Genomic DNA, 19,321 nt, shown 5'->3' on the forward strand with positions numbered 1-19,321 from the left:
ACCGTCGGCCTGGCTGACTGACCGCCCGGCCTGACTGACCGGTCGGCCTACGGCTCGAACTTGTAGCCGAGGCCGCGGACCGTGACGATGTGGCGCGGCGTCGACGGCTCCGGCTCGATCTTGGAACGCAGCCGCTTCACATGAACGTCCAGGGTCTTGGTGTCGCCCACGTAGTCGGCGCCCCAGACCCGGTCGATCAGCTGTCCCCGAGTCAGTACCCGGCCGGCGTTGCGCAGCAGCATCTCCAGGAGCTCGAACTCCTTGAGCGGCAACGGCACCGCGTCGCCGGAGACGGTCACCACGTGCCGCTCGACGTCCATCCGCACCGGACCGGCGGCCAGCGTGGGCGCGGTCACCTCGACGGCCTCACCGGACTGCCGGCGCAGTACCGCGCGAACCCGGGCGACCAGTTCCCGCGGCGAGTACGGCTTCGTCACGTAGTCGTCGGCGCCGATCTCCAGCCCGACCACCTTGTCGATCTCCGAGTCGCGCGCGGTGACCATGATGATCGGCACGTTCGAACGGGAGCGCAGCTGCCGGCACACCTCGGTCCCGGACATCTCCGGCAGCATGAGGTCCAGCAGGACGATGTCCGCGCCGGTCCGGTCGAATTCGGTCAGCGCCTGAGTACCCGTGGCCGCGACGGAGACCTCGAAGCCCTCCTTGCGCAGCATGTATGACAATGCGTCCGAGAACGACTCTTCGTCCTCGACGACCAGCACGCGGGCCACTAAGCGCTTCCTTTCACTGGAACTCAGCCTTTCACTGCAACTCCGCGGCGGAGTATCCCGCCGCGATCACAACCGACGGCGGTAGCGGTAGAGCGGCATCCGGTGGACGGGCGGGCAGCCGCAGGATGAACGTCGAACCCTCGCCGACCGTACTGACCACGTCGACCTGGCCACCATGGTTGGTGGCGATGTGCTTGACGATCGCCAGGCCGAGGCCGGTGCCGCCGGTCGCCCGGGAGCGCGCCTTGTCCGCCCGGTAGAAACGCTCGAAGATCCGGTCGAGGTCCTTCGGCTCGATGCCGATGCCCTGATCGGTCACCGCGATCTCGACGAACTCGCCGTTCACGCCGGCAGTGATCATCACCTGCAGCGGCGGTTCGCCGCCCACGCCGTCCGGCGAGTACACCACCGCGTTCTCGGCGAGGTTGGCCACCGCGGTCATCAGCTGGCTCTCGCTGCCGTACACGGTCAGTCCGCGGGTACCGGAGAAGTTGACCTCGATGCCCTTCGCCGAGGCGGGGGTACGGGTCCGGTCGATCACTTCCGCGACGATGCGGTCGACCGGCACCGGCGCCGGCTCGGGCAGCGGCTCGCCGCCCTGGAGGCGGGACAGTTCCAGCAGTTCGGTGACCAGACGTCCCATCCGGGTCGATTCGTGCTGGATGCGCTCGGCGAAGCGGCGCGCCGCCTCGGGGTCCGGCGGCGTCGCGCCATCCGTATCCAGCGCGTCCAGCAAAGCCTCGGCCAGCAGCTGTAGCGCCCCGACCGGGGTCTTCAGCTCGTGGCTCACGTTGGCGACGAAGTCCCGGCGCACCCGGGCGACCCGGTGCGCCTCGGTGACGTCGGCCGCCTCGACCGTGACGTGACCGTCACCCAGCGCAACCGCCCGGATATGCACTCCGAGCGGGTCCCGGCCGTTGCCCCTCGGCAGGTCGAGTTCGACCTCGCGCCGGGTACCGGTGCGCCGGGCCTGGCCGGCCAGGGTACGCACGACGGTGTGCGCGACCGGGGTCCCCCCGGCCACGGTACCGGCGCGCAGCAGGCCGAGTTCCCGTGCCGCCGGGTTCGCCAGCACGGGTCTGTCCTCTTCGTCCAGCACCAGCACGCCGACTCGCAACGCGTCCAGGCTGCGCCTGCCGAGTCCCTTGGCCGACACGCCTCGGGCGGGCTCTTTTTCCACCGAGTCCTCCGCGTCTGGAACCGGATGCCGCTGGACCGGCCCGCCGCCGTCCTTGGCGCCGCGACGGCGCATCCACTCCACACAGTGATCGTAGGCTCGCTGTTAACCTAACGATTTCGCAGCAACGGACAAATAGGACAGCGAAGATATAGAATTCACCACTCGTCCCCGTACCGTTCACCGGAGTTCACCGCTGCGACGCACCGTGGACCTACCGTCACCGCCGAACGCGAGTAAACCTGCTGCTCAGGCCCACACCGGGGCGCCGACGGCGAGAGCACCGCGTGACCGGCCTGGACAGAACGCCAGACCGTAAGTTACGCCGCTTGACCGGTCTGGCCGACTGCCAGCCCGTGATCAGACTGGAGCGAAATGCGCGAGGAATTCCGAGCAGACCTGGCCAGCGTGGGGCAGACCCTGGTCGCGATGGCCGAGGGCGTCCGGGCAGCGATGCGTGAGGCGACTGCCGCGCTGCTGGCTGCCGACCAGACCGGGGCCGAGGAGGTCGTCCACGGCGACGCCGAGATCAACGCGTACTACCGCCAGGTCGAGGACAAGGTCTACGACCTGCTCGCCCGGCAGGCGCCCGTCGCCTCAGACCTGCGCCTGCTGATCAGCGCGATCCACGTGGCCGCCGACCTGGAGCGGATGGGCGACCTCGCCGATCACGTCGCCAAGACCTGCCTCCGGCGGGTACCCGCCCGCGCGGTACCGGACGAGCTGGTACCGGTGGTCAGGGACATGGCGGCGGTCGCTGACCGGATCGCCGGCAAGATCACCGAGATCCTCGAAACCTCGGACGCGCAGCGCGCCGCCGAGCTGGAGAGTGACGACGACGAGATGGACGAGCTGAACAAGCAGCTGTTCGGGCTGCTGCTGGGCACCGCGTGGCGGCACGGGGTCGAGGCGGCGATCGACGGCGCGCTGCTCGGCCGCTGGTACGAGCGGTTCGCCGACCACGCGGTCAACGCCGGCGATCAGATCGTCTACCTGGTTACCGGCGAGGCACCGGCAGCCTGACCGCTTCCGCCCCGGGACACCGATCTTCCCGCCCGGGCACCCAGCTCCGTCGCTGGGTGCCCGGGCGTTCGGCTCACCGGCCCTGGTTGGCCACCGCGGCGGCGGCTTCCGCGGCCGCTTCCGGGTCGAGGTAACGCCCACCGGTCACGGTCGGGCGCAGGGTCGCCGGGTCGAGGTCGTAGCGCAGCGGAATCCCGGTGGGGATGTTCAGCTTGGCGATCGCCTCATCAGAGATCTGATCCAGGTGCTTGACCAGTGCCCGCAGCGAGTTGCCGTGCGCCGCCACCAGCACGGTACGGCCGGCCATCAGGTCCGGCACGATCGCGTCGTACCAGTACGGCAGCGCCCGGGCCAGCACGTCTTTCAGGCACTCGGTACGCGGCCGGGCGTCGACCGGCAGCGTGCTGTAGCGCGGGTCGTCGACCTGAGAGAACTCGTCGTCCGCCTCGATCGGCGGCGGCGGGGTGTCGTACGAGCGGCGCCACAGCATGAACTGCTCCTCGCCGTACGCCTCCAGGGTCTGCTTCTTGTTCTTGCCCTGCAGGGCGCCGTAGTGCCGCTCGTTGAGCCGCCAGCTGCGACGCACCGGGATCCAGTGACGGTCCGTGGTGTGCAGTGTGATCTCCGCGGTCCGGATCGCCCGGCGCAGCACCGAGGTGTGCACGACGTCCGGCAGCAGGTCGTTCTCGCGCAGCAGCTCACCGCCGCGGCGCGCTTCCTCCTCGCCCTGCGCCGACAGGTCCACGTCGACCCAACCGGTGAACAGGTTCTTCGCATTCCATTCGCTCTCGCCATGGCGGAGCAGCACGAGGGTGCCCACAGTCATGCCGCCCATCCTGCCCGACCAGTCTGAACGCAGGTCAGCCGGCCGGGTGCGAGCGGGAAGAAGCGCCCGGAAAGCGTGACGTGGAAGACATGTTCGGGCGACCCGCCGAACGGTCCTGATTGAATGATCTGTAAATAAGACTTACAGGAGGTGCCGTGCGCGCCTGGTTCCGGGCAACCGCGGGTGGGCTCTCGGCGACCTACTGGGTCATCTGGTCGGGCATCCTGGTCAACAAGGCCGGCGGGTTCGCGACGCTGTTCCTGTCGCTGTACCTGACCGGTCCCCGGCAGCTGACGCCCGGACTGGCCGGCACGATCGTCGGCGGGTCGGGCATCGGGGCCGCGGCGGGCACTCTGCTCGGCGGGGTGCTGGCCGACCGCTGGGGCCGGCGTCGCACCCTCCTGCTGGCACATTTCGGCGCCTCCGGCCTGCTTCTCGTGCTCGCCAGCGCGCACAGCCTCCCGGTGATCGCGGCCTGCGTCGTGCTCGTCGGCGCCTCGCAGGGCATGCCCGGGCCCGCCTTCGTCGCGGCGATTGTCGACATCACCCCCGAGGCCGCCCGGCCGCGCGCGTTCAATCTGCAGTTCTGGGCGTTCAACCTCGGCGTGGCGGCGGCCGGGCTGATCGCCGGCGCGGTGGCCCGGTTGAGCTTCACGCTGCTGTTCGTGTCGGACGCGGCGACCACGCTGGTCACCGCGTTGCTGATCCTGCTCTGGGTGCCGGAGAGCGTGCCGCACAAGCGATCCAGGCCGGCGGTCGAGTTGGCCGGAGGCGGGCCCGCCGGAGCCGAGCCGGCCAGCACCGGAGTGACCGGCACGGCGCCGGCCAGCACCGGAGCGACCGGCGGCCCGTCATCGGCCCGGGCCGGACTGCGGGTGGCGCTGACCGACCGCATCTTCATGACGTTCGTCGGGCTGGCTCTGCTCCAGGCCGTACTGAGCGCGCAGAACACCTCGATCCTGCCGCTGTCGATGACCGCGGACCGCGTCACCCCGTCCGGGTACGGGCTGCTGATGTCGCTGACCGGGCTGCTCATCGTGGCCGGGCAGCTGTTCGTACCGTGGCTGATCCGGCGCATGCTCAACGGCTCGGTACTGGCGCTGGCGCTGGGCCTGGCCGCCGCCGGGTACGGCGCCCTCGCGTTCGCCGGCTCGCTGGGCTTCTACCTGGCCTGCGCGACCGTCTGGACTGCCGGCGCCATGCTGGCCGCACCCGCCAACGCCACCATCATGTCCGACCTCGCGCCGCCCACCGTCCGGGCCCGGTACCAGGCGGTGTTCTACCTGACCTTCTCGCTGGCGAGCTTCATCGCGCCGGCCCTCGGCGGGCTCAGTTGGCAGTACCTGGGCTCCTGGCACTGGGTGCTGTGCGGTCTGGTGGGGCTGGTCGCCTGCGTCGGGCACCTGATCGCCTCCCCGGCCCGGGAGCGCCGCATCGCTCGGCGACCGGTAACCGGCCCGGCGACCAGGGACGTCGAACTGATTGCCGAGCTGTCGTGACACAGCGCTGAGCTGTCGTAACGCAGCGAGCGGGGCTGTCGGGACAAAGACCGGAAACGCCGGATCTGAAACGCGCGCGACGACCGATCTTCCCGTATGGTCGCTTGTCTATGGAGAGGGACAACTGGCCAGGGCCGGTATCCGGCCCGGCATCAACCGATGGGCAACACGTCGTAGGCGTCGCACACGTACCGGATCTGCGCACCATCCTGAATGAGAACACAGCGAGCGACCTGCCACTCGTCCGCACGAGTCAGGCCCAGCCGACCGATTCCCCGAATCCACAATCCCACTGACGTCGAGTTCGGTACGGCGGGCGGGCGGCGCGGCCCCTGAGCCGCGTCCGCCGCGCCTGCCGCACGGGACACCAAAAGGGTTCGTCGCAATCCTTCGGGATGCCGACGAACCCTTTCTGGTTCCGGTGGCGACCTACGTCCCCCAACGAGCGCCACCCGACGGGCTGCCTTTCGGGCCGCCGTTTCGACCCCCTCGAACGACTGGCCAGCAGCGCGTCTTGCGTTAACGTACGGGGCGCGGTAAGGACCGGGCAAGTCGTTTGCGTTGTCGCCTCGATCACGGTCCCGACGCGTTTAAGTTGATGGAACCGTTGCGGCACAAGCACTTCGGGCAACGTTCGGCGGTCCGGCCGCGCTCAGACTCCACAGCGCGCATCGCTCACCCGGGGCCACTGTCCAATGTGGTCATTCGGACCCGGCCGTCGAACCAGTGTGCGTCCACTCAGGACGGATTGACCAGGTGCTCGAACGCACGCAGATTGTCCAGCGGCTCGCCGCGCTTGACCCGCCAGGCCCATTCCCGCCGGATGGCCGCACCGAAGCCGATTTCCAGCATCGTGTCGAAGCTCTCGTCGGCGTAGGTGAGCACCGAGCCGAGCAGCCGGTCCAGTTCGTCGGCGGTGACCGCGTGCAGCGGCACCCGGCCGGTGAGGTAGACGTCGCCGGCCTTGTCGATGGCGAACGCCACGCCGTAGAGCCGCGCGTTGCGCTGCAACAGCCAGGCCCACAACTCTTCCCGGCGCTCGTCCGGCTGGCGCATCACGAACGCCTCGATGGCCAGCGCGTGGTCGCCGACCATGAGGTTGCAGACCGTCTTGAGCTTGTGGGTACCGGGCAGGGTCACCGCGTACCGGCCGTCGCCGGTCCGCTCCCAGGCGAGTTCCCGTTCGTCCAATGTGGACTCGATGAGCGTGGCGACCTCGTTCATCGCGCCGTCGCCAGTTCGAAGCCGAAGCCCTGCGACCGGTACCCGGTCACCGCGTCCCGGTACACCGCCAGCAGGCTGGCAGCGGTGTGGTTCCAGGAGAACTGGCGAGCATGCTCGATGGCGCCCTTGGCCAGCAGCGCGCGCAGGTTGGGCTTGCGCAGCAGCCGGGACATGACCCGGGCCCACTCCACCGGGTCGTGGCCATCGACGAGCACCCCGGAGCGACCATCGCGCACCGCCGTGCGCAGCCCACCCACGGCTGCCGCCACGACCGGCGTCCCACACGCCTGCGCCTCCAGCGCGACCAGCCCGAAGGACTCGTTGTAGCTGGGTACCGCGACGAGGTCGGCGGCCCGGTACACGTCGGGCAGCGCCTGCCTGTCCTGCGGCGGGAGGAACCGCACCACGCCGGCCACGCCCAGCTCGGCGGCCAGGCCGGCGAGGTCCAGGCCACTGCCGCTGTTGCCGCCGACGATCGCGAGCGTCACCTGGTCACGCAGGTCCGGCGGCAGGTCGGCCGCGGCGCGGAGCAGGATGTCGGGTGCCTTGAGCGGCTGGATGCGCCCGACGAAGGCGATCACGTGCCCCCGGGTCGGAAGCCCCAGCCGGCGCCGGGCGGCGGACCGAGCCGCGTCCTCGCGCCCCACCGAGGCCGGCGCGAACCGGTCCAGATCCACGCCCGGCTCGACCACGGTGACCCGGTCCTCCGGGGCGCCGTAGAGGTCGATCAGCTCGCGCGCCTCACTCGGCGTGTTGGCCACCAGCCGGTCGGCTTCGGCGATCACCTGCTCCTCGCCGATCACCCGGGCCTTGGGTTCGGGCCGGTCGCCGTCCGCCAACTGGCGGTTCTTCACTTTCGCCAGGGTGTGCGCGGTATGTACCAGCGGTACCCCCCAGCGATCCTTCGCCAGCCAGCCGACCTGACCGGACAGCCAGTAGTGCGAGTGCACCAGGTCGTACCAGCCGGGCGAGCGGGCCGCCTCGGCGCGCAGCACACCGTTGGTGAAGGCGCACAGCTGGGCCGGCAGCTCCTCTTTGGCGAGCCCCTCGAACGGGCCGGCGACGACGTGCCGGACCAGGACACCGGGAGCCATTTCCACCGTCGCGGGCAGCCCGGAACGGGTGGCCCGGGTGAAGATCTCGACCTCGACGCCGGCCTGGGCGAGACGTTTGGCGACCTCGACGATGTAGACGTTCATCCCACCCGCGTCGCCGGTACCCGCCTGCTCCAAGGGAGAGGTGTGTACCGAAAGAGTGGCGACCCGACGCGGCAGCCGTACTGCCGCCAGTGTGCTCACTCGGGCCACGTGTGCCCTCCTACCGCGTCGTCGGTACCCGTCGTCGGTCCTGATCGGTTGTGCCCTTATCCAACGCTGTCAACCGCCAGACCGCCTCGCATCTTCCCGCTTCGCATTCCCGAAACGCCATCGGGGTGAGCAAACTCGCACCGGCCGGCCGCCACCCTGCCCGGCGCCCGGACGCGGGTGGCAGGATTTCAGGATCGCGCCGCGACGCGCATTCCCGCCAAGGAGGACGGTCGACCATGCCAGCTCACTCACCGGTACGGGCGGAAACCGACGTGCGGCCGATCGCGGTGATCACCGGAGCGTCCAGCGGGATCGGCGCCGCGACCGCGCGCCGGCTGGCCACCGAGCGGTTCCACGTGGTGGTCGCGGCCCGGCGCGCCGACCGGCTGGCCGCCCTGGTCCAGGAGATCCGGGCCGGCGGTGGTCAGGCGACCGCGGTGCCGGCCGACGTCACCTCGGCCGACGACGTGGCGGCGCTCGCCGCCGCCGTCGCCGAACTCGACGGGGACGTGACCCTCCTGGTCAACAACGCCGGCGGCGCGCTGGGCCTGGACCCGATCGAGTCCGCCAGCGTCGAGGACTGGCAGTGGATGTACGACGTGAACGTCGCCGGTACGCTGCGGGTCACCCAGGCGCTGCTGCCCGCGCTGGACGCGTCCGGTGCCGGCACGGTCGTCGTGCTCGGCTCGACCGCCGGGCTCATCGTGTACGAGGGCGGGGCGGGCTACGCGGCGGCCAAGCACGCTCAGGCCGCCCTGGCCGAGACCCTGCGCCTGGAGCTGTCCGGCCGCCCGATCCGGGTGGTCGAGATCGACCCGGGCATGGTGCGCACGGACGAGTTCTCGCTCAAGCGGTTCGACGGCGACGAACAGCGGGCCGCGGCGGTATACGCCGGCGTGGCCAACCCGCTGGTGGCCGAGGACATCGCGGACTGCATCGCGTGGTGCGCGACGCGCCCGCACCACGTGAACATCGACCGGATGATCGTGCGACCGCTGGCCCAGGCCGCGCAGCACAAGGTGCACCGGGTGCTGTGAGCCCGCGGACGGGTCACCGCCCCGACCGGCCGGCCCCGGTGGGCTCGGTGACCCGGGGCACCACGAATCCCAACCGGCTGCGCCGGGTGGACGGCTGGATCTGCGCGGTGCTCGGTCAGCGGCTGCCGGACGATCCGCTCGTGGTCGACCTCGGGTACGGGTCCTGGCCGGTCACCACCGTGGAACTGCGGTCCCGGCTGGCCCGGGTGCGCCCGGCGGCCCGGGTGGTGGGGCTGGAGATAGACCGGGCACGGGTGGCGGAGGCGTCGCCGTACGTCGACCCGCCCGGCCTGACCTTCGCGCTCGGCGGGTTCGAGTTGGCCGGCCTGCGCCCGGTGCTGGTTCGGGCGATGAACGTGCTGCGCCAGTACCCGGAGTCGGAAGTACCGGCCGCCTGGTCGACGATGTGCGCCTCGCTCGCGCCGGGCGGGTACGTCATCGACGGTACCTGCGACGAACTGGGCCGGCTGGCGTCGTGGATCCTGCTGGACGACTCCGGGCCGCGATCCCTGACGCTGTCCATCCGGCTGTCCACATTGGATAGTCCGATCGAGGTCGCCCAACGGTTGCCCAAGGCGCTGATCCATCGGAATGTGCCGGGGCACTGGGTACACGCGTACCTGACCGCGCTGGACGAGGCGTGGCGCGACGCGGCGCCGCTGTCCGCGTTCGGGTACCGGCAGCGGTGGATCCGGGCGGTGTCAGCGACGCGGGATGCCGGCTGGCCGGTACGGGACGGGGTCCGGCGCTGGCGCCTCGGCGAGGTGACCATCGACTGGCCGGAGCCCATCGACCGGTAGACACGCGCCACGCGGGCGCCAAGACCGCCGCCGACATGCAACGGACAGATCGAGGTTCTACAGTAGGTGCGACTTCGGCGGCCGGGGCTGGGGGCGGAGCCGATCGCGTCGCCGATGACACAGACATGGACGGGGATGAGCGCGAACGTGGACAAGAAGGAATTCAGCCTCGCGGCGCTGCGCACCGAGGGTCCGGCGTTCCGGGAGGCCGTCGCGGACGCGGCGCTCGACGCGCCGGTGCCGTCCTGCCCCGGCTGGAGCGTGGCTGATCTGATCGGCCACCTCGGTGAGGTCTACGGCTTCGTCGCAGAACACGTCGGCCGGGGCGTGACCAGCCGGCCCGAGGACACGGCGCCGGACCGGTTCGCGCCGCCGTCGGGTGTCGACCTGCTCACCTGGTGGGACGATCAGTACCAGAAGCTGGTCGCACTGCTCGACTCGCTCGACCCCGAGCTGCCGGCCTGGAACTGGGCTCCACAGTCCAAGACGGTGGCGTTCTGGCACCGGCGGATGGCGCACGAGACGATCATCCACCGCTGGGACGCGCAGTTCGCCACGATCAACGCGGAACCGATCGACCCGAAGTTCGCCGCCGACGGTGTCGAGGAGGTGCTGGACTCCTGGCTGCCGGCCGGGCGCCGGCGCGGCCCGACGGACCTGGTCGGCATCGTCGGGCTGTGCGCCACCGACGTGGAGCGGGAGTGGCTGGTGCGGTTGCGCGCCGACGGCGGCGTGGCGCTGCTGGACACCGACACCCTGCTGGACACGGACGAGCACCACGAGCGGGCGATGGCGCGGGGCACCGCCAGCGACCTGATGCTCGCGCTGTACGGCCGGGTCGGCTACGACCTGCTGGAACTCAGCGGCGACGTGCGGCTGCTGGAGGCGCTGCGCACCGGTTGCGCCTGAGCTCCGCCTGAGCGCAGCCCGGAGCCGGCGGCGGCTACCGATCCAGGCTCAGGACCAGCTGCGGGCGGGCGATCTCGTGATCCGGCCGGATGGGCCGGACCGCGGTGCCGATCGCGAAGAACTCCGTGGTGTGCGAACCCCACGAGTGGTTGCGCTGATCGAGCTGTACGCCGACGATGCCCTCCGCGGACAGTGCCTCGGCCTCCTTCTGCATCCGCGCCATGGCCAGTTCCCGGGCGTCGTAGAGGGCCTGGGTGAACTGCGGCAGCTCGGTGTTCTGGCCGAGGTTGGACAGGATGTTGCCGAACGTGCGGTGAGCCACGTGGTACACGCAGACGCCCATCACCATGCCCAGCGGCGCGTAACCGGCCTGGAGCAGCGTCCAGAAGTCCTGCCCGGACAGGTCCGACGTGAACGGTTGGCCGTGGTCGTTGCGCCAGCTCTGGCCGTCGTCCGCCTTGACCGCGGTGCCGACCGCGAGGAACTCCGCCGCGTCCGAGCCCCACTCCTTGAACTCCACCTCCAGCCGCACCCCGACGATCCCGTCGGCGCCGAGCAGGTCAGCCTCCGCCTGCATGCGGGTCATGGCCAACTCCCGGGCGTGGTACATGGCTTGGGAGAGCACATCCAGTTCCTGGTTTTTGCTCCACCGGCCGACCTGGAAGCCGACGTGGTACACCGAGGTGCCCAGCACCAGCCCGAGCGGGGTGAAACCGGCCTGCTTGACCAGAAGGAACTCGTTCACCGTCAGGTCGGACGTGAAGATGTGGCCCTTCTTGTCCGGCTGCAGCTCGGCGAGCCGGTTCATCGCGTCCTGCGGCAGGCCGAGCTGGCTCGGGTCGACGCTCATCGAAGCTCCATTCAAGCCCTCACAGGCGCATCATCGGTAGCGGCGCCTCAAGGGAGGCGGTCGTTTCAAACGGCACCACGGCGGTGCCCCAGATGAACGTGTTCGCGACGTGGTCCTCGCCCTCGCCGCCACCGCTGCAGCGCTGCTCGGACACCTGCATCATCATGTCCCGCAGCAGGACCGTCTGCCCGCCGACCTGCTTCGCGTCGCTGGCCAGCGACTTGCGGGCGGAGTCCCGGGCGGCCTGGACCAGCTGGGTCGACCCGGCCAGCTCCTGGTTGTACCAGGACGTCCGCTGGCTCATCATGCTCCAGTCGTCGTGCCGGATCATCGAGCCGACGCCCTGGACCAGGGCCACCGGTGCCCACCCGGCGCGGATCAGCTTGGCGAAGTCCTGCCCGGTCAGGTCGGAGGTGAACGGCTTGCGCGGGCGCTTGGCCCCGTCGGCCCGGACCGCCGTGCCGATGGCGATGAACTCCAGGCCGTTGCCGTAGAACGACTGCACGGTCAGGCGTACCCCGACCACGCCGTCGCCGCCGAGCCCCGAGCACTCCTGGCGCATCCGTTCGACCGCCCGGTGCCGGGCCTGACTGAGCAGCTGCTGGGTGGCCGGCACCGGAACCACCGGAGCCATCGTCCACCCGCCGCCGAACGTGCCCCCGCCGGCGATGCCGCCCCCGGCGAAGCCCCCGCCCGCCATGCCGCCGCGTACGCCGCCGCCCAGGCCGATGCCTCGGCCGTAGTAGTACCCGCAGCCGGTGTACGACCAGCCGACGTTGTAAACCGCGCTGCCGAGCACCTGCCCGACGGGCGAGAAGCCGACCGAGCGGATGGCGGCGAACTCCTCGACGCTCAGTGCGGAGGTGAAGCTGCCCGGCTCGCCCCGGTCCCGCCGTTCACGCTGCTCGGCGATGCGCCACTGGGCACGCAACGGCAGGCGGCCGGCGGTGATCTCCACCGCGCTGCCTTCCGCGATCTCCTCCGCGGTCCAGGTCTGGCCGGCCGGGTCGACGGTCACCGGTGGCCATCCCGGTGCCGGCCGGTCACGGCGCGGTGAGTTTCTGGAGCGCGGCCACCGCCGCGGCGTTCGTACCCGCGACCTCGGCCAGCGCGGCGGCCAACCTGCGCGCCCACTCCTCGGCGGAGACCTGTTTCGTGGACAGCACCACACCACCCGACTCGTGGCAGACCCGGGTCGCGGCGCGCGCCCCGACATCCTCGCGGTCCAGCTCGTACCGCTGGTCGCCGACCGTGACCGCGATGCTCAGCACCGCGGGCTCCCGACGCCCGGCCAGCCGCGCCTTCCACTTGCCCTCGCGGCGCACCTGGACGAGGTCCGGCGGCAGCGTCGCGGACAGCACGTTGAGCAGCATCCCGGAGTACAGCGAGAGATCATCTGTGTGCCGGCGCAACTGGGCGGCGAGCAGTTCGAGATCAAGATTCGACTGCGGTGTGCCCTGCGTCATACGCCCCTCCATCGCGTCACCCCGCTCCAGGCTAGCGCTCGGCGGCCACCTCCCGGGCGACCGCGAGAACGTCCGCCCCGAACAGCACGAGTCGGACCTCCTCCGGGCGGGCAGTGGCCGCCTCGATCGCGGTGAGCGCCTGGCGGACCGCGTCGTCGACCGGCCACCCGTAGGTACCCGCGGAGATCAACGGAAACGCGACCGAGGCCGCGCCCACCTCGTGCGCCACCGCCAGGGAGTTGGTGTAGCAGTCCCGGAGCAGGCCCGACCGGTCGTCCTGACCGGTGTAGACCGGGCCGACGGTGTGGATCACCCAACGGGCCGGGAGGTCGCCGGCCGTGGTCGCGACGGCCTGTCCGGTGGGCAGCCCGCGGCCGTACCGGGAGGCACGCAACGCCCTGCACTCGGCCAGGATCTCCGGGCCACCACGCCGGTGGATCGCGCCGTCGACCCCGCCACCACCCAGCAGGGAGGAGTTCGCGGCGTTCACGATGGCGTCCACCGGCTGCGCGGTGATGTCCCCCTGGACCAGTTCGAGCGTCATCGGAGAATCATGTGCCTAGTGCGGCAGGCCGTACATCCGGCGGGTCATCAGGGTGGCGCCGACCACGGCCGCCGGCATCACCAGGATCGCGCCGAGCGGGATCAGGAAACACGCGAAGACCGCCACGCCGAAGCCGAGCGCCAGGAACCGGTGCTGGCGCAGCACCTGGCGGCGCCCGCGCAGCCGGATCCCCCGCCGGGCGAACGCCACCCCGGTCAGCTCCAGGGCCAGCGCCCAGCCGCCGACGAGCGCGCCGATCACCGGTACCACGGTCTGCCCGACCGCCGGCAGGAACCCGGCGACGAACAGCAGCACACCGATCACCGCGGAGAAGACCAGCAGCCGGATGGATTCGCCGAGACCCCGGACGATCTCCCGCCACCAGGGCAGCTCGACCGCGTCCGGTACGCCTCCCAGGCCGTCCTCGATCCGCTCGGAGATCTTCTCGTAGAACGGATCGCCGATGGCCAGCGTGAGCCCGGTGAACGCGACGAACGCCAGGAGGAGGAACACCCCGATGATCGCGATGTCCGCGAGCACCCGGACGGTGTCCCGGGCGCCGGCGGACCAGTCGTCGGCGAACCAGGTCACCGCACGCGACTCGGGGCCGAGGAACACGAGCAACACGATGAACACGCCGACCAGCAGGGCGAACGCGATCAGCGCCGGCAGCATGCCGAGGATGACCAGTCCGGGGTTGCGGGCATAGGTCCCGAGCCCCCGGAAGAGCAGCCCCACGCCGGTCAGGAACTCCTGGATCGGCCGGCCCGCGCGCGCCACTCGGTTGTCCACGCCGGGAGCCTAGCGGTGAAGGTCGGATCCCGCCCGGGGAGCGCAGCCGGAGCCGGGTTGCGGCGGAGGCGAGCAGCCCCCCGTCGCTCAGTGACGACCACCGTCAGTCCGAGACGCGCACCCGTACCCGCCGGTTGGCCCGGCCCTTGCTCTCCACCTTGACCACCGACACCTTGCCGATCTGGCTGGTGGACGCGACGTGCGTGCCGCCGTCGGCCTGCACGTCCAGCCCGGTGATGTCGACGATCCGGATCTCCTGCTCATCGGCCGGGATCAGGTTGGACTGGGTACGGATGATGTCCGGCAGTGCCAGCGCCTCGTCCCGGGACAGCACCCGGGTGACCACCCGGCGGTCCGCGGTCACCTCCGCGTTGACCAGCTCCTCCAGCCGTGCCTTGAAGTCGGCCGGCACCTCGGGCAGGTTGAAGTCCATCCGGGCCTCGCCGGGCTCCATGTTGCCGCCGGTGACCAGCGCCCCGAAGTCGCGGAACACCACGCCGCACAGCACGTGCAGGCCGGAGTGGGTACGCATGAGCATGCTGCGCCGGTCGTCCTCGACGGCTCCGGTGACCGCGGTGCCCGGCGGCGGAAGCGGATCGCCCTCGGCCGGCAGCAGGTACAGGTCGTCGCCCTTCCGGGTGCCGACGATCCGGGTCTGTACCCCCTGCCAGAGCAGTACCCCGTGGTCTGGCGGTTGGCCACCGCCCCCGGGGTAGAACGCCGACCGGTCCAGCACGATGCCGTCCTGCGCGTCGGACGACAGGACCGTGCACTCCCACTCGCGCAGGCTCGGATCGGCCAGGTCGAGCCGGTGCGTGCGGCCATGCTGCGTGACACCCATAACCCGCGACCCTACCCGCTCAGTCGGGAGCGCCGAGGAAGGCGCTGATGCGTTCTCTCAGGTCGGCCCGGGCGGTCCACAGCACTCCGGGCTGGTCGTAGACGTGCAACTGGGCGTGCGGCAGGAGGCTGGCAAGCCGTTCAGCCACCGGTACCGGGTGCAGCTCGTCCCCGGCGGCCGCGATCACCAGCGCCGGGGCGGTCACCGCGGCCAGGGCCGTCGCGTCGGGTACCGCGACCCGGCCGGTGAGCCCGGCGAGACCGGCGCCGAGGCCGTCGCGGAGCAGCCGATCGGCCCGTTCCCGGACGAACGCCCGCGCCGCCACGGTGGCCCGGAGGGCGGCCGGTACCTCAAGGAAGATCACCTCGGCGAGCCGGTCCCGGTCGCCGGAGCCGATCGCGTCCAGCAGGGCGGTCAGCCGGGCGTGGGACGGCCCGGTCCGGGGCGTGTCCAGTACGGCGGGCAGGAAGAAGACCAGTCGCCGGAACCGGTCGGGACGGTCCACCAGCAGCCGGCACAGGGCGCCCGCGCCGAGGCTGATGCCCAGCGCCTGGTCCGCACGGTGGAAGTCGGCGACCGCGGCGAGGTCGGCCGCCAGGTCGGCGTAGCTCCACTCGCCCGGCGGCGCGGCCGAGCGCCCGTGACCGCGGAGCTGTATGAAGATCTTGGAGCCGGGGACTCCACTGCCCAGCGGGCGGGTATCGGCGATGCCGCCACCGAGCCCGTGGGCGAACACGGTCACCGGGCGACCGGTACCGGTGGCCAGATATTCCAGCTCGACGCCGTGGGGCGCGCCCAGCAGCTCGGTCGGGGGCGATGGCAGCAGCGCGGGTCCCCTACCAGGAGCCCTGCCCGTCGACCGCGTCGCGGAGCGCCGGACGCAGGTCGAGCAGGTACACGGCCGCGACGGTGATCGCGATCAGGCCGAGGAAGCTCCGGACGCTTCCGAACAGCAGCGTCACCAGCAGGGCGGCGCCGGTCATCGCGAGCCACCCGCCCTTGGGGATGCGCCCCACGATCTGGAACGCGTCGGCCCGCTGGGTCAGGCAGTTGACGAACGCGAACAGTTCGATGATCAGGCACACCAGGGTGAGCGCATAGGTGACGACGTTGGTCACCGTGATGTAGAAGAGCGGCGCGGCAACGACCATGGCTACGAGCTTATGCCGGCGCGGCCCGGGGATCCCGGGCCGCGCCGACGCTGTGTGGTTGTCCGACCGGTCTGGCTCGGCGCGTATGACGCCGCGCGACGACCCAGACCAGCCGTGTGGTGCGCCGTGAGCTACTTCGCGGCCGGCTTGGTCCGCTTTGCCGGCTTGGCCGCGGTCTTCTTGGCCTCGGCCTTCCCGCTCTCGGTCTCCCCCTCAGCGGGGGCGGAAGCCGTGGTCTCCTGCTCGATGCCGATGGTGGCGTGGATGACCCGGCGACCGCGCACCACTTCCTCGCCGCGGGCGACCAGGTCGGTGTAGATCGCCTGCGCGCGCTCCTGGGCGGCCTGAGCGTTGGTCACCAGCGCGGTCACGTTGCGCTGGGCCGCGTCCCGCAGCCGCTCGACCCGCTCGGCCGCACCACGCAGCCGATCCACGTCCAGGTCGGTGTCGGCCACGCGGCCGCGCAGCTCGGCGACCGTGGTGGGCAGCTTGCGCAGCCGCTGGTAGGCCATGTCGCCGACGGCGGCCGCGGCGTACAGCGGAGCGGGAATCTTCGTGTTGGTTTCGGCAGCCATCAGATCTCCTTGGTCGTGGCGGCCTTCCCGGCCGCGTTCGTGGCTGGTGTGTGCTGTGCGGGGACTGAGGGAGCCGAGGCTTCCTCGGCGGTCACGGCCTCGTCGAAGCGGGCGCCGCCGCCGTCGGTGCGGGCGTCGTCGCCGGCCGGTTCCGCCGGCGCCTCGCCCTCACGGGCGTGCTCGGTCTCGCGGGCATGCTCGGCCTCGCGGGCGTTCTCCCGACGGAATGTCTCGTAGATCTGGATGAGCGACTGCTTCTGGGCCGCGGTCAGATCCGGGTCGGCCGCGATCGCCTCCAGGACGTCGTGGCCTTCCTTGCCGTCGAGCAGGCCGGCGCGCAGGTACATCAGGGGTGTCGAGACCCGCAGCGCGCTGGCGATCTGTTGCAGCACCTCGGCGCTCGGGCGGCGCAGGCCGCGTTCGATCTGGCTGAGGTACGGATTGCTGACCCCGGCCTGGTCGGCGAGCTGGCGAAGCGAGATCCGCGCGTTGCGGCGCAGGTCACGAATGAACTCGCCGATGTCGCGTGGCAGGTCCTTGGGCGTTGGCATGCGCCCAACGGTACGTCGGCGTGCTTGCAACAGCAAGCAGAGCGCTAGCAGTTGCTAGCGTGAGCCCCGCCACTCCGGCGGTTCACCAGATCGCCCGTACCGTTCCCACCGGCTCACCGCGGCCGCGCTGGACGACGCCGTCCGCGTCGGCGGCCAGCTCGGCGAGGACCGGAGCGTCCACCCCCAACCGGCGCAGTGCGCTGGCCAGAACCGGGTACCGAGCCCGCCGGTTACCGTCATCGATCTTCATGGCCACCGCGCCGACCCCCGGTACGGCGACCGCCAGCACGCCCTCGGCGCCACCCTTGGCGAGGATGCCCGGTATGCCGCGCATCAGCCGGGCGTCGTCCGCGCCGGTACCGGAGACCAGTTCGGGGTACTGGCGCATCGCGTCCGCCACGGCCCGCTCCCCGGTACCCGGTTCGGCCCGTACCACCCGCAAGAAGCCGGACGCCAGCGCGTACAGCGAGATGGCCAGGACCGGCGCACCGCAGCCGTCCACACCCACCGCCGCCACCGACTCGCCGACGACCTCCTCCAGCACCGATCGCAGGTGCTTCTGCAGCGGATGGTCGGGCCGGTGGTAGCCCTCGGTCGGCCAGCCCGCCGCCACGCAGGTCAGCAGCATGCCGGTGTGCTTGCCGGAACAGTTCATGTAGATCCGCTCCCGGTCGCCGCCGGCCAGGAGCACGTCCCGGCGCGCGGATTCGGACAGCGGCAGGTCGGGCGGGCAGGCCAGCGCCTCTTCGGTCAGGCCGGCGCCGCGCAGCATCGACCGGGCGAGGTCGATGTGCATCGGCTCACCGTGGTGACTCGCGGCTGCGAGGGCGAGCTGGGCCGGCTCGGCCGGTGCCAGCCCGGCCCGGAGCATCCCGGTGGCCTGGAACGGCTTGTTCGACGAGCGCGGGAAGACCGGGGCGGTCACGTCGCCAGCGGCGGCCACCGCCTCACCGGTGGCGGAGAGCACGACGACCGAGCCCCGGTGGTACCCCTCGACGAACCCGGACCGGGTCACCTCGGCGAGCAGCTCGCCGCCGGCGTACGTGTCGGCCGTCGCGGGGCGCTCCCCGGTCGCGTCGTGAAGATCAACCACGGCTCTTTACCTCCAGCAGCGCACGGGCTTCGCCGGCCGGCATCGGCGGCCGCTGCGCCAGCCGGGCGAAGCCGACCGCGCGCGCGACCAGTTGCATGTTCGATTCGACCGGCTGCCCCTTGGCGTAGCTGATCGTGTCCTCCATGCCGACGCGCAGGTGGCCGCCGGCGGACAGCGAAGCGAGCATCACCGGAATCGTGGACCGGCCGATTCCGGTGGCGGAGAAGGTCGCACCGTCGGGCAGGTCGCGCAGGCAGGAGACGAGTGCCTCAGCGGTACCCGGCATCCCGCCCGGTACCCCCATCACCAGGTCGACGTGGACGTGCCCGCCGGCCGGCGGCCCGTACTTGTCGAGCAGGCGGCGCAGCGTCGTCAACTGGCCGAGGTCGAAGATCTCGTACTCCGGCACGATCCCGCGTTCCCGCATCCGGGTGTGCAGCTCGACGATGAACTCCCACCGGTTCATGAACACGTCGTCGCCGAAGTTGACCGTACCCATCGTGCAGGACGCCATGTCCGGCTCGGCATCCAGTACGCGCAGCCGGTCGGACTCCGGGTCGGAGACCGCACCCCCGGTGGACAGCTGGACGATCAGATTGGTCTGCTCGCGCAGGGCCGCGACCGTGTCCCGCAGCCGACCCAGGTCGAGTGTGGGCCGGGCCTCGGCGTCGCGGATGTGGACGTGGATCACGGCGGCACCGAGGGCCTCGCACTCACGCGCGGTGCTCACCAACTCATCGAGGGTCACCGGCAACGCCGGCACCTCGCTCTTGGCGGACTCGGCGCCGGTCGGCGCGATCGTGATCAACGTCGGTGTTGTCATGGTCGCGATCCTGCCACGCCCGCTGACCTGCCAGCCAATCCGGCATCTGCCATCTATTGACGTAACAGATAAGACTCTTTACTGTTCAGCAATCGACATCCA

Annotated in this window: 22 protein-coding genes; 5 read left to right on the plus strand and 17 right to left on the minus strand. The window is 71.1% G+C overall.

All coding sequences use genetic code 11. From position 1 onward, the window contains the following. Positions 1 to 47: 47 nt before the first annotated feature. Positions 48 to 731 (minus strand): response regulator, encoded by a 684-nt coding sequence (locus tag Raf01_RS02500; RefSeq protein WP_203916027.1) that lies wholly within the window; start codon positions 729 to 731, stop codon positions 48 to 50. Between the two features lie 31 nt (positions 732 to 762). After that, positions 763 to 1,983 (minus strand): sensor histidine kinase, encoded by a 1,221-nt coding sequence (locus Raf01_RS02505; protein WP_203916150.1) that lies wholly within the window; start codon positions 1,981 to 1,983, stop codon positions 763 to 765. A gap of 300 nt (positions 1,984 to 2,283) precedes the next feature. Here Raf01_RS02505 and phoU point away from each other — a divergent pair, with 300 nt between their 5' ends. Then, positions 2,284 to 2,931: a phosphate signaling complex protein PhoU gene (gene phoU, locus Raf01_RS02510; protein WP_203916028.1), complete on the plus strand. Its 648-nt coding sequence runs from the start codon at positions 2,284 to 2,286 to the stop codon at positions 2,929 to 2,931. 73 nt (positions 2,932 to 3,004) lie between these two features. Here the strand turns inward: phoU and Raf01_RS02515 are convergent, their stop codons facing one another. Then, entirely contained in the window at positions 3,005 to 3,766 is a 762-nt protein-coding gene (locus tag Raf01_RS02515; protein WP_203916029.1) for a phosphoglyceromutase, read from the minus strand. A gap of 146 nt (positions 3,767 to 3,912) precedes the next feature. On the opposite strand from Raf01_RS02515, the gene Raf01_RS02520 reads away from it, so the two are divergent. After that, positions 3,913 to 5,256, plus strand: a complete 1,344-nt coding sequence (locus Raf01_RS02520) for an MFS transporter (RefSeq protein ID WP_203916030.1) — start codon at positions 3,913 to 3,915, stop codon at positions 5,254 to 5,256. 738 nt (positions 5,257 to 5,994) lie between these two features. Here Raf01_RS02520 and Raf01_RS02525 read toward each other — a convergent pair. Both Raf01_RS02525 and mshA read right to left on the minus strand, forming a co-directional pair. Beyond that, entirely contained in the window at positions 5,995 to 6,480 is a 486-nt protein-coding gene (locus tag Raf01_RS02525) for a type III secretion system chaperone family protein (RefSeq protein ID WP_203916031.1), read from the minus strand. Beyond that, entirely contained in the window at positions 6,477 to 7,787 is a 1,311-nt protein-coding gene (gene mshA, locus Raf01_RS02530) for a D-inositol-3-phosphate glycosyltransferase (RefSeq protein ID WP_203916032.1), read from the minus strand. Before mshA ends, Raf01_RS02525 begins: the two co-directional genes overlap by 4 nt. A gap of 236 nt (positions 7,788 to 8,023) precedes the next feature. Between mshA and Raf01_RS02535 the strand changes: the two genes are divergently transcribed. From Raf01_RS02535 to Raf01_RS02545, 3 genes are all read left to right on the plus strand, one after another. Beyond that, positions 8,024 to 8,824, plus strand: coding sequence for an SDR family NAD(P)-dependent oxidoreductase (locus Raf01_RS02535; protein WP_373319436.1), 801 nt, complete (start codon positions 8,024 to 8,026; stop codon positions 8,822 to 8,824). Next, positions 8,821 to 9,624, plus strand: a complete 804-nt coding sequence (locus tag Raf01_RS02540; RefSeq protein ID WP_203916033.1) for a class I SAM-dependent methyltransferase — start codon at positions 8,821 to 8,823, stop codon at positions 9,622 to 9,624. Before Raf01_RS02535 ends, Raf01_RS02540 begins: the two co-directional genes overlap by 4 nt. 135 nt (positions 9,625 to 9,759) lie before the next feature. Beyond that, positions 9,760 to 10,533 (plus strand): maleylpyruvate isomerase family mycothiol-dependent enzyme, encoded by a 774-nt coding sequence (locus Raf01_RS02545; protein ID WP_203916034.1) that lies wholly within the window; start codon positions 9,760 to 9,762, stop codon positions 10,531 to 10,533. A 34-nt stretch (positions 10,534 to 10,567) separates the two neighbouring features. Here Raf01_RS02545 and Raf01_RS02550 read toward each other — a convergent pair whose 3' ends face one another. The 12 genes from Raf01_RS02550 to Raf01_RS02605 all read right to left on the minus strand — a co-directional run bounded on the left by Raf01_RS02550 (position 10,568) and on the right by Raf01_RS02605 (position 19,219). Then, positions 10,568 to 11,383, minus strand: coding sequence for a heavy metal-binding domain-containing protein (locus Raf01_RS02550; RefSeq protein WP_203916035.1), 816 nt, complete (start codon positions 11,381 to 11,383; stop codon positions 10,568 to 10,570). A 19-nt stretch (positions 11,384 to 11,402) separates the two neighbouring features. Then, positions 11,403 to 12,401 carry a heavy metal-binding domain-containing protein gene (locus Raf01_RS02555; RefSeq protein ID WP_239133305.1) on the minus strand — a complete coding sequence of 333 codons (999 nt, stop codon included), beginning with the start codon at positions 12,399 to 12,401 and terminating at the stop codon, positions 11,403 to 11,405. 25 nt (positions 12,402 to 12,426) lie between these two features. Beyond that, positions 12,427 to 12,849, minus strand: a complete 423-nt coding sequence (locus tag Raf01_RS02560) for a hypothetical protein (RefSeq protein WP_203916036.1) — start codon at positions 12,847 to 12,849, stop codon at positions 12,427 to 12,429. Between the two features lie 31 nt (positions 12,850 to 12,880). Continuing rightward, positions 12,881 to 13,393: an O-acetyl-ADP-ribose deacetylase gene (locus Raf01_RS02565; protein ID WP_203916037.1), complete on the minus strand. Its 513-nt coding sequence runs from the start codon at positions 13,391 to 13,393 to the stop codon at positions 12,881 to 12,883. Between the two features lie 15 nt (positions 13,394 to 13,408). Then, positions 13,409 to 14,185, minus strand: coding sequence for an EI24 domain-containing protein (locus Raf01_RS02570; RefSeq protein ID WP_203916038.1), 777 nt, complete (start codon positions 14,183 to 14,185; stop codon positions 13,409 to 13,411). A 103-nt stretch (positions 14,186 to 14,288) separates the two neighbouring features. Beyond that, positions 14,289 to 15,026, minus strand: a complete 738-nt coding sequence (locus Raf01_RS02575; protein ID WP_203916039.1) for an alanyl-tRNA editing protein — start codon at positions 15,024 to 15,026, stop codon at positions 14,289 to 14,291. 19 nt (positions 15,027 to 15,045) lie between these two features. After that, positions 15,046 to 15,852, minus strand: a complete 807-nt coding sequence (locus Raf01_RS02580; protein WP_373319448.1) for an alpha/beta fold hydrolase — start codon at positions 15,850 to 15,852, stop codon at positions 15,046 to 15,048. A 10-nt stretch (positions 15,853 to 15,862) separates the two neighbouring features. Next, positions 15,863 to 16,177, minus strand: coding sequence for a DUF2516 family protein (locus Raf01_RS02585; protein ID WP_203916040.1), 315 nt, complete (start codon positions 16,175 to 16,177; stop codon positions 15,863 to 15,865). Positions 16,178 to 16,308: 131 nt separating this feature from the next. After that, complete coding sequence (locus tag Raf01_RS02590; protein ID WP_203916041.1) at positions 16,309 to 16,752, minus strand: hypothetical protein; 444 nt, start codon at positions 16,750 to 16,752, stop codon at positions 16,309 to 16,311. Beyond that, positions 16,752 to 17,303, minus strand: a complete 552-nt coding sequence (locus Raf01_RS02595) for a helix-turn-helix domain-containing protein (RefSeq protein WP_203916042.1) — start codon at positions 17,301 to 17,303, stop codon at positions 16,752 to 16,754. Before Raf01_RS02595 ends, Raf01_RS02590 begins: the two co-directional genes overlap by 1 nt. Before the next feature lie 82 nt (positions 17,304 to 17,385). Then, on the minus strand, positions 17,386 to 18,396 hold the full coding sequence (locus Raf01_RS02600) for an asparaginase (protein ID WP_203916043.1): 1,011 nt from the start codon (positions 18,394 to 18,396) through the stop codon (positions 17,386 to 17,388). After that, entirely contained in the window at positions 18,389 to 19,219 is an 831-nt protein-coding gene (locus Raf01_RS02605) for a beta-keto acid cleavage family enzyme (RefSeq protein ID WP_203916044.1), read from the minus strand. Before Raf01_RS02605 ends, Raf01_RS02600 begins: the two co-directional genes overlap by 8 nt. Positions 19,220 to 19,321 lie beyond the last annotated feature (102 nt).

The sequence above is a fragment of the Rugosimonospora africana genome (assembly GCF_016862975.1).
Taxonomy (GTDB): Bacteria; Actinomycetota; Actinomycetes; order Mycobacteriales; family Micromonosporaceae; genus Rugosimonospora; species Rugosimonospora africana.

Excerpts from the sequence above, each read along its gene's own strand:
- phoU (WP_203916028.1), top strand. The coding sequence starts at position 2,284 with ATGCGCGAGGAATTCCGAGCAGACCTGGCCAGCGTGGGGCAGACCCTG.
- Raf01_RS02535 (WP_373319436.1), top strand. The coding sequence starts at position 8,024 with ATGCCAGCTCACTCACCGGTACGGGCGGAAACCGACGTGCGGCCGATC.
- Raf01_RS02565 (WP_203916037.1), bottom strand. The coding sequence starts at position 13,393 with ATGACGCTCGAACTGGTCCAGGGGGACATCACCGCGCAGCCGGTGGAC.
- Raf01_RS02550 (WP_203916035.1), bottom strand. The coding sequence starts at position 11,383 with ATGAGCGTCGACCCGAGCCAGCTCGGCCTGCCGCAGGACGCGATGAAC.
- Raf01_RS02590 (WP_203916041.1), bottom strand. The coding sequence starts at position 16,752 with ATGGCTGCCGAAACCAACACGAAGATTCCCGCTCCGCTGTACGCCGCG.
- Raf01_RS02545 (WP_203916034.1), top strand. The coding sequence starts at position 9,760 with ATGAGCGCGAACGTGGACAAGAAGGAATTCAGCCTCGCGGCGCTGCGC.
- Raf01_RS02605 (WP_203916044.1), bottom strand. The coding sequence starts at position 19,219 with ATGACAACACCGACGTTGATCACGATCGCGCCGACCGGCGCCGAGTCC.
- Raf01_RS02595 (WP_203916042.1), bottom strand. The coding sequence starts at position 17,303 with ATGCCAACGCCCAAGGACCTGCCACGCGACATCGGCGAGTTCATTCGT.
- Raf01_RS02505 (WP_203916150.1), bottom strand. The coding sequence starts at position 1,983 with ATGCGCCGTCGCGGCGCCAAGGACGGCGGCGGGCCGGTCCAGCGGCAT.
- Raf01_RS02515 (WP_203916029.1), bottom strand. The coding sequence starts at position 3,766 with ATGGGCGGCATGACTGTGGGCACCCTCGTGCTGCTCCGCCATGGCGAG.
- Raf01_RS02585 (WP_203916040.1), bottom strand. The coding sequence starts at position 16,177 with ATGGTCGTTGCCGCGCCGCTCTTCTACATCACGGTGACCAACGTCGTC.
- Raf01_RS02560 (WP_203916036.1), bottom strand. The coding sequence starts at position 12,849 with ATGACGCAGGGCACACCGCAGTCGAATCTTGATCTCGAACTGCTCGCC.
- Raf01_RS02525 (WP_203916031.1), bottom strand. The coding sequence starts at position 6,480 with ATGAACGAGGTCGCCACGCTCATCGAGTCCACATTGGACGAACGGGAA.
- Raf01_RS02575 (WP_203916039.1), bottom strand. The coding sequence starts at position 15,026 with ATGGGTGTCACGCAGCATGGCCGCACGCACCGGCTCGACCTGGCCGAT.